The following is a 12,679-nucleotide window of genomic DNA, read 5'->3' as shown; positions in this document are numbered from 1 at the left end:
GCCGCGCGCCATATGGCTCAGTCGAGCAGGTGTCCGGAGTCCATCTGGCGTACCGTCCCGGTGAAGCGGCGGCGGAGCGCGCGGTCGTGGGAGACGACGACCACGGCACCCGGCCACCGCTCCAGCGCCTCCTCCAGCTCCTCGACGAGGCCGAGCGCCAGGTGGTTGGCCGGCTCGTCGAGCAGCAGCAGGTCGGCGGGGCGGGCGAGCAGCCGGGCGAGCGCCAGGCGGCGGCGCTGGCCCGCGGAAAGGCGTCCGACGGGTATCCGCAGGTCGTCGGGGCGGAACAGTCCGTAGGAGAGGAGCAGTTCGCTCCGCTCGTCCTCGGTGAGCGGGAGTCCTCGGCCGAAGGCGGCGAGGAGGCGTTCGGCCGGCCGGTGCGCCGGTATCTCCTGGGCGAGATATCCCGTGCGGCCCTGGCGGGTGACCCGGCCGGCGTCGGGCTGGGCCAGGCCCGCCATGACCCGGAGCAGGGTGGTCTTGCCGGCCCCGTTGCCCCCGTGGATCAGCAGCCGTTCGCCCGCGGCGACGGTGAGCCGGCCGACGCGCAGCCGGTCGGCGACCCGCACCCCGTCCAGGGAGAGGAGCTCGCCCCGGGCTCGGCCGACGGCCGGCCGGGCGGTGAAGGAGAGGGGCCGGGGCGGCTCGGGGACGGGCTCCTCCTGGAGCCGCCGCAGCCGCTCCTGCGCGTGGCGCACGCGGCCGGAGACGGCGGCCTGGACCCGGCCGCCCGCGCGGTCGTACGCCATCTTGTTGTTGTCCTTGGCGGCCCGGCCCGCGGCCACTCCGTGGGCGGTGGTCGTGGCGTACGCGGCGAGGCGCTCGGTCTCGGCCAGCCAGTCGGCGCGGGCCTGCTCCCAGCGGCGCCGGGCCGCGGCCCGCTCGGCGCGGAAGCCCGCGTAGCCGTCTCCGTACCGCACGACGGCGCGGCGGTCCGCGTCGACCTCCAGGATCGCGGTGGCCACCCGCTCCAGGAAGGCACGGTCATGGGAGACGGCCACGACGGTGCCCCGGTGGGCGAGGAGGGAGTCCTCCAGCCAGTCGAGCGCCCGGGCGTCCAGGTGGTTGGTCGGCTCGTCGAGGAACAGCGCCTCGGGCGCGGCGGCGACGGCGCAGGCGATCCCGAGCCTGGCGCGCTCGCCGCCGGAGAGGCTGCCGAGCCCGCGCTCCCGGTCCAGGTGGGCCAGGCCGAGGGCGTGCAGGGCCTTGTCGACGCGGGCGTCGGCCTCGTATCCCCCGCGCAGCTCGAAGGCGGTGAGCAGGTCCCCGTAGGCATCGAGGGTCCACTGGTCCGCCGCGCCGAGGCCGGCCTCCAGTGCGCGCAGGCGCCGCTCCATGGCGCGCAGCTCGCCGAGCGCGGCGTCGACGGCTTCGGCGACGGTGGCTCCGGGCGGCAGCTCGGGTGTCTGGGCGAGCAGTGCGGTGCCGCCGTCGGCGACGGTGACGGCCTCGCCGGAGTCGGGGGCGTCGAGTCCCGCGAGGATGCGGAGCAGGGTGGATTTCCCCGCTCCGTTCTCCCCCACGATCCCGATCCGCTCGCCGGGGCGCACGGTGAGTGAGACCTGGTCGAGCAGCAGGCGTTCGCCACGGGTCACGGTCGCGTCGTGAAGGGAGATCTGGGTGGGCGTGGGCAAGGGGCGCCTCCGGTGCGGGAAGGACGAGCTCCGATTAACACAACGGTTGTCGCGTTACGGTGAGTGTGGCACACTCGTAGCCACTAACGCAACGGGAGTCGCAATTGAACGAGTCGTCCGAGACAGAGACCTCCCCCGCCCCCGGCAGCAGACGCCCCGGCGGGCGCACGGCGCGGACCCGTGCCGCCGTCCGGGACGCGGTCCTGACCGGGCTGGCCGAGCACGGCTATCCCGCCCTCACGGTCGAGTACGTCGCGGAGCGGTCCGGCGTGCACAAGACGACGCTCTACCGGCGCTGGGGGGGCGTCGAGGGCATGCTCGCCGACGCGCTCGCGCTCGCCGGCGAGGACGCGTGGACGGCACCGGACACCGGGAGCCTCGGGGGCGATCTGCTGGCGCTGGCCCGCGAGCTGGCCGACTCCTTCGCCGACCCGGCGCGGGCCGCCGCGCCGACGGCCTTCGTCGCCGCCGCGTTCCAGTCGGCGACGGCCGCCGACTCCCTCCGCGCCTTCTACACGGAGCGGTTCCGGCGCTGCGAGCCCGTGGTGGACCGGGCCGTGACCCGTGGCGAGGCCCCGGCCGGGACGGACGCGGGCGCGGTCGTGCGGGCCGTGTCGGCACCGCTCTTCCTGCGCCTGTTCGTCACCCGGGAGCCGGTGGACGCCACCGTGGCCGAGGAGGCGGCGCGGACGGTGCTCACGGCGGTGAAGGCGGGGGCCTTCATCAGCACGGCGGCTCCGGCGACCGGGCCGGCGTCCCCGCCCTGACCCGCGTCACCCGCCCGTCCCACCGCACCCCCGCCGGGCTCACCACACCCCACCCGGCCAGCCGGCCCACCGCGCACCGCCGCACCCCGCCTCGCCCCGCCTCGCCCCGCCCCGCCCCGCCCCGCCCGCGCACTCTCCCCTACGCACCGCCCCCGCGCACCGTCCCCCAGACACGCGGACACGCAGACGCAGACGCAGACACACAGACACACAGACCCAGGTCAGACCGCCCAGGCCGACTCAAGCTGGACGACGTCCCCCGTCAGGGCCGCCACATCGGCGGCGGTCTGGGCGCGCAGGCCGAGGCGTTCGATCCGCTCCACGCGGTACTTCCCGTGCTCGGCGGCCGAGTTCCACATCGACAGCACCAGGAACTCGTGCCCCGGCGCCTCGCCGAAGACCCCGCGGAGCATCCCCGGGGACCCGGCCATCGCCGGGTTCCACACCTTCTCCTGCATGAGGGCGAAGTGCTCGGCCCGCTCCTCGTGCACCCGGCTGTGCGCGACCCGCGCCACGTCGGCGTCGGCGAACCGCGGCTCGAACCCCGTCTTCACGTCGAATCGGTGGTCGAACAGCTTGACCTGGGCGTTCTTGAAGGTGCCGGCCTGCGCCGCGGCGAGCCGGTCATGGGAGCGCGCCATGAACGAGTCGTAGAACGCCCGGCTCTCCCAGAACGCGAAGACATGGGCGACATCCGGCCGTCGCCGGCTCCAGCCGCCACCCTGCCCCCGGAAGCCCGGCTCCCCGAGCAGCCCCGCCCATTTCCGCTGCCCCCGCTCGAACCCTCGACGGTCCACCACGGTGCAGCGAATCCACTTGACCAGCACCGCGCCATGGTACGGGTCGGAACAACGCCCCGTCAGACCGTCGCGGACCCCAGCCGCAGCAGCCCTTCGGCCTCCTCGTCGTCCAGTTCGATTCCGAAGAGCCGGTCCAGCGTTCCGGTCAACTCCGCAGGTCCGAGCATGCGTTCCTCCGTCGTACCGTCCACGCGCACCGACGTCAGGGTGGACCGTACGAGCGCGAGCCGCGCGTCGGCACCCGGACGCAGGGCCACCACCTGGCCGACGAAGCGCGACAGCGGGTGGCTGGAGCTGTAGTGGTTCATCAGCTCGAAGTCCACCGGGTACACGGGGTGCGGCGCGAACGCGTACAGGTCGGCCCACCCCTCCGGGCGAAGCGAGCGCAGCACGTGGACGCCCCCGGGCTCGGCCACGACCCCGAAGACCCAGCCGTCCTGCTCGACCCGCGCGCCGTCGGTCAGGGGGACCGGTTCCAGCGGGCCCTGCCAGCCGAACCCGGTGTCGGCGAGCCACTGTTCGCCGTCGACCGTGACGACGAGGAGGGCGTGGGTGATGGGCGTCAGCGCGCTCCCGCGCGAGCGGTTGCGGGCCGCGCGCCCGGCCACGTCGAAGCCGATCCGCTCCAGGACCGCGGCGAAGAGCGAGTTCTGTTCGTAGCAGTAGCCGCCGCGGCGCCTGCCGACCAACTTGCCCTGAAGGCTGACCAGATCGAGCGGGACGCGACGCCCGAGTGCCACGTCCACGTTCTCGAAGGGGATGGCCGCCACATGGGCCCGGTGCAGCGCGCGCAGCGTCCGCAGGTCCGGCGTGACGGTGCCCGAGTGGCCGATCCGCGCCAGATATGCGTCCAGATCCAGCTCTTCCCCGCTCCACATACCGCGCTCCCCCCGAACCGATGACACGTTGATCACATGACACCATGAACGGGACGTCAGGAACCGCACAGGGAGAGGGGATTCATGGTGAGCGGACTCAACAAGGGGGTCGGCAAGGCCGAGGTGACGCTCAAGTGGGACCCGAGTCCGATGGGGAGCCCGGCACACGACCTGGACCTCGTCGCGGGGGTCTACACCGCCGACGCGCCCTACGGCCCGCCGGCCTATCTCGTGCACTTCGACAGCCGTTCGCCCGACGGCACCATCACCCTCAACCGGGACAGCCGCACGGGGCAGGGCTTCGGCTACGACGAGGCGATGACCCTGGAGCTGACGCGCCTGGCGCCCCGCTACGCGCGCGTGGTCGTCGGCGTGGCGATCCAGCAGCGCGACGGCCGGCTCACCTTCGGCCAGGTCGCCCACACGGGCGTCCGGGTCCGCGAGGGCTACACCGAGCTGCTGGAGGACGACTTCTCGTCCGTGGCGGACGCGACCGCCGCCACGGTCGTCGAGTTCACCCGCGAGGGGCCCGAGGTGTGGACCCTGCGTCCGCTGTCCGTCGGCTTCGACACCGATCCGGGCGACTTCGGCGCCCACATGGGCGCGCGGCGCGCCTGAGCAGCGGCGGGGCGGGGACCGGACGGACGACGCCCGGCCCCGCTCGCCTCACCGCCCGGCCGCCCGCCTCACCGCGCGGTCCAGCCGGGCAGCGTGGGCAGCACGTGCTCGGCGACCCGCAGCAGGGCCGCGTCGTCGGGGACGGCCTCGTCCTGGCGCCAGATGACGAGCTCGTACGAACCGCCGCCGTCCTTGGCGTCCTTGGCGACGAGCAGGTGCCGGGCGATGCCGCCGGGGGCGCTCTCGGCCTTGCTCCCGCCGGCGAGCGGGATCTTGAGGGCGATCGTCCGGTCCGAGTAGAGGACCGCCTGGCGCCCCAGCACCCGTGTGGGCTCCGCCGTCCTCCCGAGGAGCCGCCCCATCGTGGCGACGGAAAGGCGGTCGTAGGAGACCGAGAGGTTCGCCGAGTACGTCGGGAAGCGCACGTCCCCCTCGGGCGACGCGATGCCGGTGCCCCCCTCTAGGCCGACCCACCCGTCACTGCCCCAGGCGTTCTGCGCCTCCTCGCCGGGGGTGCCCAGGAGACGCGGCAGGTCCGGGCGGTTCAGCGCCCGGCAGAGCGCGTCGCCCGGGACGTATCCGGCCGGGCGGGTGCGCTTCGGCTCCGGCGAGCCCTTCGGCGTCGCGGGGTGCGCGGGCGTGCACACGGCCGGTCCGCGCGCCTCGGCCTCCTCCATGCCGGTCCTCGCCATGTACCAGAAGCCGCCCGCCAGGACGGCCCCCAGCGCCAGCGCGGCGATCGCCTGCCCGGCCACGTTCGAGCGGCTGAGCGTCCCGTCCGCGCCTTCGGTTCCCTCGGTCACGTTCCCCCCTGTCGTACGCGCGTGATGATCACGCGGCGGCGAGCCTACCTGCGAGTAGGCAAAAACGCGTACGGAAAAAGGGGGCGCTCGCGCGGATACGCCGAAGGGGGCGCCGACCTGTGGCCGACGCCCCCTTCAGGACCTACTCGGAACTACTGAAACTGCTGGAGCCGCTGGAACTCCTCAGCACCGCTCAGCTGCAACCGCTGGTCGAGCCGCAGCCCTCGCAGATGTAGCAGGAGCCGGCGCGCTGCATCTTCGTGCCGCAGGAGAAGCAGAGCGGGGCGTCCGCGCTGATGCCCAGCTGCATCTCGACGAGCTCGGCCGAGGTGTGGGCCTGCTTCGGGGCCGGGACCTCGACGCGGACCTCGGCGGCCACGGCCTTCGGCTCCTGGGCGAGCGGCGCGGACTGGGCCAGGCCCTCCACGTCCACGTCGTCCTCGGACTGCTCGTACGAGCCGGTCTCCAGGTGACGCTGGCGCTCCTCGGCGGAGTGGATGCCGAGCGCGGAGCGGGTCTCGAAGGGCAGGAAGTCCAGCGCCAGGCGGCGGAAGATGTAGTCGACGATCGACTGCGCCATCCGCACGTCCGGGTCGTCCGTCATGCCGGCCGGCTCGAAGCGCATGTTGGTGAACTTCGAGACGTAGGTCTCCAGCGGGACGCCGTACTGCAGGCCGACGGAGACGGCGATGGAGAAGGCGTCCATCATGCCCGCGAGCGTCGAACCCTGCTTGGACATCTTCAGGAAGACCTCGCCGAGACCGTCGTCCGGGTAGGAGTTGGCGGTCATGTAGCCCTCGGCGCCACCCACGGTGAAGGAGGTGGTGATCCCCGGACGGCCCTTGGGGAGGCGCTTGCGCACCGGGCGGTACTCGACGACCTTCTCGACGGCCTCGCGGATCGTCGCCTCGGACTTCGCGGTGACCTCGGCCTTCTCCGCTTCCTTCTTCTTGGCGGAGAGGGGCTGGCCGACCTTGCAGTTGTCGCGGTAGATGGCGAGCGCCTTGACGCCCATCTTCCAGGCCTCGAAGTAGACCTCCTCGACGTCCTCGACCGTCGCCGTCTCCGGCAGGTTGACGGTCTTGGAGAGGGCGCCCGAGATCCACGGCTGGATGGCGGCCATCATGCGGACGTGACCCATCGCGGAGATGGAGCGCTCGCCCATGGCGCAGTCGAAGACCTCGTAGTGCTCGGTCTTCAGGCCGGGGGCGTCCACCACGTTGCCGTGCTCGGCGATGTGGGCGACGATCGCCTCGATCTGCTCCTCCTGGTAACCCAGGCGGCGCAGGGCCTGCGGGACGGTGCCGTTGACGATCTGCATCGAGCCGCCGCCGACCAGCTTCTTGAACTTGACCAGGGCGAGGTCGGGCTCAAGGCCGGTGGTGTCGCAGGACATCGCGAGACCGATGGTGCCGGTGGGGGCGATGACCGAGGCCTGCGCGTTGCGGAAGCCGTTCTTGGCGCCGAGGCGGATCACGTCCTGCCAGGCCTCCGTGGCGGCGGCCCAGATCGGCGAGTCCAGGTCGTCGAAGCGCACGGCCTTGGTGTTCTCGTCGGCGTGCTGCTGCATCACGCGCTGGTGCGGCTCGGCGTTGAGCGCGTAGCCGTCGTAGGCGCCGACGACCGCGGCGAGCTCGGCGGAGCGCCGGTACGAGGTGCCGGTCATCAGGGAGCTGATGGCACCGGCGAGGGCGCGGCCGCCGTCGGAGTCGTACGCGTGGCCGGTCGCCATCAGCAGGGCGCCGAGGTTGGCGTAGCCGATGCCGAGCTGGCGGAAGGCGCGGGTGTTCTCGCCGATCTTCTGGGTGGGGAAGTCGGCGAAGCAGATGGAGATGTCCATCGCGGTGATGACGAGCTCGACGACCTTGGAGAAGCGCTCGACGTCGAAGGACTGGTGGCCCTTGCCGTCGTCCTTGAGGAACTTCATCAGGTTCAGCGAGGCGAGGTTGCAGGACGTGTTGTCCAGGTGCATGTACTCGCTGCACGGGTTCGAGCCGTTGATGCGGCCGGACTCGGGGCAGGTGTGCCAGTGGTTGATCGTGTCGTCGTACTGGATGCCCGGGTCGGCGCAGGCCCACGCGGCCTCGGCCATCTTGCGGAAGAGCGACTTGGCGTCGACCTCCTCGATGACCTCGCCCGTCATGCGGGAGGTCAGGCCGAACTTTCCGCCGGCCTCGACGGCCTTCATGAACGTGTCGTTCACGCGGACGGAGTTGTTGGCGTTCTGGTACTGGACGGACGTGATGTCGTCGCCGCCCAGGTCCATGTCGAAGCCCGCGTCACGGAGGGCGCGGATCTTCTCCTCCTCCTTGACCTTGGTCTCGATGAAGTTCTCGATGTCCGGGTGGTCGACGTCGAGGATGACCATCTTGGCCGCGCGGCGGGTGGCACCGCCCGACTTGATGGTTCCCGCGGAGGCGTCGGCGCCGCGCATGAAGGAGACCGGGCCGGAGGCGTTGCCGCCGGAGGAGAGCAGCTCCTTGGAGGAGCGGATGCGGGAGAGGTTCAGGCCGGCGCCGGAGCCGCCCTTGAAGATCATGCCCTCTTCCTTGTACCAGTCGAGGATCGACTCCATGGAGTCGTCGACGGACAGGATGAAGCAGGCGGAGACCTGCTGGGGCTGCGGGGTGCCGACGTTGAACCACACCGGGGAGTTGAAGCTGAAGATCTGGTGCAGGAGGGCGTACGCCAGCTCGTGCTCGAAGATCTCGGCGTCGGCGGGCGAGGCGAAGTAGCCGTACTCCTCGCCGGCCTTCGTGTAGGTCTTCACGATCCGGTCGATGAGCTGCTTGAGACCGGTCTCGCGCTGCGGGGTGCCGACGGCCCCGCGGAAGTACTTGCTGGTGACGATGTTGACCGCGTTCACCGACCAGAAGTCGGGGAACTCGACGCCGCGCTGCTCGAAGTTGATCGAGCCGTCGCGCCAGTTGGTCATGACGACGTCACGGCGCTCCCAGCTCACCTCGTCGTACGGATGCACGCCGGGGGTGGTGTGGATGCGCTCGATACGCAGGCCCTTGCTCGCCGCCTTGGCTCCCTTGGTGCGGGAACCACGTGCCGGACCGCTCGCCGTCTCTGTCATGCCGCCTCCCATATACGGGCAAAACACGCTGAAGCGCCCGGAAAATTCCAGGGCTCCGCCTTCTGTACTTCGTCTTGTAGTGCAGTTGCCACGGGCACCTCATGGTCGGCCCGGGGCAGGTCTTTCGGGGCCGCACGGCGGCCTGTGCCGGACCGACCGCTGACGGGTCGGGCCGGCCCGCCGGTCTAGTCGGCGGGGGTGGCGGGAACGGGGACCTCGGGGGTCGCTCCGGTCCCGCGCGGCTCAGCGGGAGGCCGCTCACGGAGCTCCGTGATGGCGGCCTCGAAGTCTTCGAGGCTGTTGAAGGCCTTGTAAACGGACGCGAACCGCAGGTACGCGACGAGGTCGAGCTCCTGCAGCGGGCCCAGGATGGCCAGGCCCACGTCGTGGGTGGTCAGCTCGGCGCTGCCGGTGGCGCGCACCGCCTCCTCGACCCGCTGGCCGAGCTTGGCGAGGGCGTCCTCGGTGACCGGCCGCCCCTGGCACGCCTTGCGCACGCCGGAGATGACCTTGGTACGACTGAAGGGCTCGGTGACCCCGGACCGCTTGACCACCATCAGCGAGCACGTCTCCACCGTGGTGAAACGGCGGGAGCAGTCGGGGCACTGGCGACGGCGTCGGATCGACGTTCCGTCATCGGTGGTGCGACTGTCGACGACCCGGCTGTCGGGGTGCCTGCAGAAGGGGCAGTGCATGTGGTTCCGACCCTCCCTCGCGGCACGACTGAATAGCCTCACCGGGCCCGTCAAGGCCCTCGAAGCGACCACCAGCATAGGTGATGTGGAGACCCCCGGAGGACCGAGGACCACTACTTCTAGGTGGCTGATGCGATACAACCACTAGATCTTGGGTTCGTCCGCGATTTCGACCCGAACCGCGTGTCGCCGCTCCCGACCGGCCACGAGGGTACGGGAAGGGCGCGGCGGCGCGGATTCCGGGGTGCCCGGTGCGACACTGGGAGGGCACCCGGCCGCGGGCGACCCGGCGCTGAAGGTTACCGCAATGACCGAATTGAGCCGTCCTCGACTCCCTCGGCGCCGACCCTCCGGAGAGGCTGCGGATGGGCTCCCAGGAAGCGTTCGGTCACGCTCCGTGGACGGCGTATACACCCCCGTACGCACACACGTAAGGCGATCTGCGATTTTTCACTCGAACGTGTGTTTGGCGCAACCTTTCGAAAGCCACTACCGTTGTGCCAGCCAGGGAGACCATTCGAGAGGGGCCGCCGACGTGACCACCACCGCAGACAGTGCCACCATCACTGCCCAGGACCGCTCCCAGGGCCGACTCGAGCCGGTGCATGCGATGAATGACGCAGCCATGAACGGGGAGGAGCCAGGCCGACCCGCCCGCTCACTCCCCGGACGCCCCCCTGGCATCCGGGCCGACAGCTCCGGCCTCACCGACCGGCAGCGCCGCGTCATCGAGGTCATCCGCGACTCGGTCCAGCGCCGCGGCTACCCGCCGTCGATGCGCGAGATCGGCCAGGCCGTGGGCCTGTCCAGCACCTCCTCCGTGGCGCACCAGCTCATGGCCCTGGAGCGCAAGGGCTTCCTGCGCCGCGACCCGCACCGCCCGCGCGCGTACGAGGTCCGGGGCTCGGACCAGCCCAGCACCCAGCCGACGGACACCACGGGCAAGCCGGCCGCCTCGTACGTCCCCCTGGTCGGCCGGATCGCGGCCGGTGGCCCCATCCTGGCCGAGGAGTCCGTCGAGGACGTCTTCCCGCTCCCCCGGCAGCTGGTCGGCGACGGCGAGCTCTTCGTCCTCAAGGTCGTCGGCGACTCCATGATCGAGGCCGCCATCTGCGACGGCGACTGGGTCACGGTCCGCCGCCAGCCCGTCGCGGAGAACGGTGACATCGTCGCCGCCATGCTCGACGGCGAGGCCACGGTCAAGCGCTTCAAGCGCGAGGACGGCCACGTCTGGCTGCTCCCGCACAACGCGGCGTACCAGCCGATCCCCGGCGACGAGGCCACCATCCTCGGCAAGGTCGTCGCCGTGCTGCGACGGGTGTGACCTCACCTCGTCAGCCCTGAACCGGGCCCCGGGACCCACTGCGCCGGTCCCGGGGCCCTGCCGTGTCTCCAGGGCCCCCAGGACGTGGGCTACTCCTCCGACGCCGCCGACGCCGCCGCCGAGGCCGCCGCGTCGATGGCCGCCAGCGACCTGCGCACCTGATTGCGGTCCGTGGTGTACCAGAAGTCCGGCAGCGAGGCCTTCAGATAGCTGCCGTAGCGGGCCGTCGCGAGCCTGGGGTCGAGCACCGCCACGACACCCCGGTCCCCGGTCGCCCGGACCAGCCGGCCGGCCCCCTGCGCCATCAGCAGCGCCGCGTGCGTCGCCGCGACCGCCATGAAGCCGTTGCCCCCCGCGTCCTCCACCGCCTTCTGCCGCGCGCTCATCAGCGGGTCGTCGGGCCGAGGGAAGGGGATCTTGTCCATGACCACGAGCTGGCAGCTCGGGCCCGGCACGTCCACGCCCTGCCAGAGCGAGAGCGTGCCGAAGAGACAGGTCTTCGGGTCGGCGGCGAAGTTCTTGATCAGCTCGCCGAGGGTGTCCTCGCCCTGGAGCAGGATCGGCAGCTCGGGGATCCGGCTCCGCAGCTCCTCCGCCGCCTGCTGGGCGGCCCGCATCGAGGAGAACAGGCCGAGCGTCCGTCCGCCGGCCGCCTGCATCAGCTCCGTCAGCTCGTCCAGCATGTCGCCGCGCTCGCCGTCCCGGGCGGGCCGGTTCAGGTGCTTGGCGACGTAGAGGATGCCCTGCTTCGGGTAGTCGAAGGGCGAGCCGACGTCGATGCCCTTCCAGACCGGCAGGTCGTCGCCCGTGGTGCCCTCGGGGGCCAGCCCGAGCGAGGCCCCCACCCCGTTGAAGTCGCCGCCCAGCTTGAGGGTGGCGGAGGTGAGGACCACCGAGCGGTCGGCGAACAGCTTCTCGCGCAGCAGCCCGGAGACGCTCATCGGGGCGACCCGCAGCGAGGCGCCGAAGCGGTCGTGCCGCTCGTACCAGACGACGTCGTACTCCGAGCCCATGGTGATCCGCTCGGCCACCCCGTGCACCGTCTCCACCGAGGCCATGGCCTGCTTGCGGACGGCGTCCTCGTCCTGGACCGAGCGGTCCCGGGTGTTGCCGAGGGCGGTGATCACCGCGCGGGCGGCGTCGCGCAGCGCCATCAGCGCGTACGACAGGTCCTCCGGGATCTCCTCCAGGCGGCCCGGGAGCGCCAGCTCCATCAGCCGCTCGAAGCCCTCGGCGGCCGTCTGCAGCTGGTCCGCGGTCTTCTCGTCCACCAGCTTCGCCGCCCGGCGCACCGCACGGTTCACCTGGCCCGGGGTGAGCTCGCCGGTGGCCACGCCGGTGACCCGGGAGACCAGCTCGTGGGCCTCGTCCACGATCAGCACCTCGTGCTGCGGGAGGACCGGGGCGCCCTCGATCGCGTCGATGGCGAGCAGCGCGTGGTTGGTGACGACGACCTCGGCGAGCTTGGCGCGCTCGCGGGCCGCCTCGGCGAAGCACTCCGGCCCGTACGCGCACTTGCTCGCGCCCAGGCACTCGCGCGAGGAGACCGAGACCTGCGCCCAGGCCCGGTCGGAGACGCCCGGGGTCAGATCGTCCCGGTCGCCGGTCTCCGTCTCGTCCGACCAGTCCCGCAGCCGCAGCAGGTCCTGGCCGAGCTTGCTGGTGGGGGCGGCCGCCTCGAAGGGGTCGAAGAGGCCTTCCTCCTCGTCCTGCGGGACGCCCTCGTGCAGCCGGTGCAGGCACAGGTAGTTCGACCGGCCCTTGAGCATGGCGAACTCGGGGCGGCGCCGGAGCTGCGGATGCAGGGCGTCGACCGTGCGCGGCAGGTCGCGCTCGACGAGCTGGCGCTGGAGGGCCAGCGTCGCCGTCGCGACCACCACCCGCTCCCCCTGCGCCAGTGCCGGAACGAGATAGCCGAGGGATTTACCGGTGCCGGTGCCGGCCTGGACGAGTAGGTGGGAACCGTCGTCGATGGCCTCGGTCACGGCCTCGGCCATGGCGACCTGGCCGGGGCGCTCCACGCCGCCGACGGCGGCGACGGCGGCGTGGAGGAGATCGGGGAGGGATGGCTTCGTCAT

General features: G+C 71.9%; 10 protein-coding genes. 3 read left to right on the top strand and 7 right to left on the bottom strand.

The genetic code is table 11. The features are described from left to right. Nucleotides 1–17: 17 nt before the first annotated feature. Nucleotides 18–1,634, bottom strand: a complete 1,617-nt coding sequence (locus ACZ6J5_RS15190) for an ABC-F family ATP-binding cassette domain-containing protein (protein WP_469391497.1) — start codon at nucleotides 1,632–1,634, stop codon at nucleotides 18–20. A 104-nt stretch (nucleotides 1,635–1,738) separates the two neighbouring features. On the opposite strand from ACZ6J5_RS15190, the gene ACZ6J5_RS15185 reads away from it, so the two are divergent. After that, nucleotides 1,739–2,401: a TetR/AcrR family transcriptional regulator gene (locus ACZ6J5_RS15185; protein WP_469391495.1), complete on the top strand. Its 663-nt coding sequence runs from the start codon at nucleotides 1,739–1,741 to the stop codon at nucleotides 2,399–2,401. A gap of 221 nt (nucleotides 2,402–2,622) precedes the next feature. On the opposite strand, the gene ACZ6J5_RS15180 is transcribed toward ACZ6J5_RS15185, so the two are convergent. After that, a complete protein-coding gene (locus ACZ6J5_RS15180) occupies nucleotides 2,623–3,228 on the bottom strand; it encodes a YdbC family protein (RefSeq protein WP_469391493.1) in 606 nt (201 codons plus the stop codon). A 32-nt stretch (nucleotides 3,229–3,260) separates the two neighbouring features. Further along, a complete protein-coding gene (locus ACZ6J5_RS15175) occupies nucleotides 3,261–4,079 on the bottom strand; it encodes an arylamine N-acetyltransferase family protein (protein WP_469391491.1) in 819 nt (272 codons plus the stop codon). An 87-nt stretch (nucleotides 4,080–4,166) separates the two neighbouring features. Between ACZ6J5_RS15175 and ACZ6J5_RS15170 the strand changes: the two genes are divergently transcribed. Beyond that, a complete protein-coding gene (locus ACZ6J5_RS15170; protein ID WP_469392146.1) occupies nucleotides 4,167–4,697 on the top strand; it encodes a TerD family protein in 531 nt (176 codons plus the stop codon). Nucleotides 4,698–4,765: 68 nt separating this feature from the next. On the opposite strand, the gene ACZ6J5_RS15165 is transcribed toward ACZ6J5_RS15170, so the two are convergent. From ACZ6J5_RS15165 to nrdR, 3 genes are all read right to left on the bottom strand, one after another. Further along, on the bottom strand, nucleotides 4,766–5,500 hold the full coding sequence (locus ACZ6J5_RS15165; protein WP_469391490.1) for a DUF6215 domain-containing protein: 735 nt from the start codon (nucleotides 5,498–5,500) through the stop codon (nucleotides 4,766–4,768). A 193-nt stretch (nucleotides 5,501–5,693) separates the two neighbouring features. After that, nucleotides 5,694–8,582: a vitamin B12-dependent ribonucleotide reductase gene (locus ACZ6J5_RS15160; RefSeq protein WP_469391488.1), complete on the bottom strand. Its 2,889-nt coding sequence runs from the start codon at nucleotides 8,580–8,582 to the stop codon at nucleotides 5,694–5,696. Between the two features lie 185 nt (nucleotides 8,583–8,767). Continuing rightward, a complete protein-coding gene (gene nrdR, locus ACZ6J5_RS15155; protein ID WP_469391486.1) occupies nucleotides 8,768–9,277 on the bottom strand; it encodes a transcriptional regulator NrdR in 510 nt (169 codons plus the stop codon). Between the two features lie 535 nt (nucleotides 9,278–9,812). Between nrdR and lexA the strand changes: the two genes are divergently transcribed. Further along, nucleotides 9,813–10,601, top strand: a complete 789-nt coding sequence (gene lexA, locus ACZ6J5_RS15150) for a transcriptional repressor LexA (protein WP_046911342.1) — start codon at nucleotides 9,813–9,815, stop codon at nucleotides 10,599–10,601. An 89-nt stretch (nucleotides 10,602–10,690) separates the two neighbouring features. Here the strand turns inward: lexA and ACZ6J5_RS15145 are convergent, their stop codons facing one another. Then, the gene (locus ACZ6J5_RS15145) at nucleotides 10,691–12,679 is read right to left on the bottom strand and encodes an ATP-dependent DNA helicase (protein WP_469391484.1); all 1,989 of its coding nucleotides are present in this window, start codon (nucleotides 12,677–12,679) and stop codon (nucleotides 10,691–10,693) included.

This window comes from Streptomyces sp. NPDC042100, from assembly GCF_055582325.1.
This window is presented reverse-complemented; position numbering and strand designations above follow the sequence as displayed.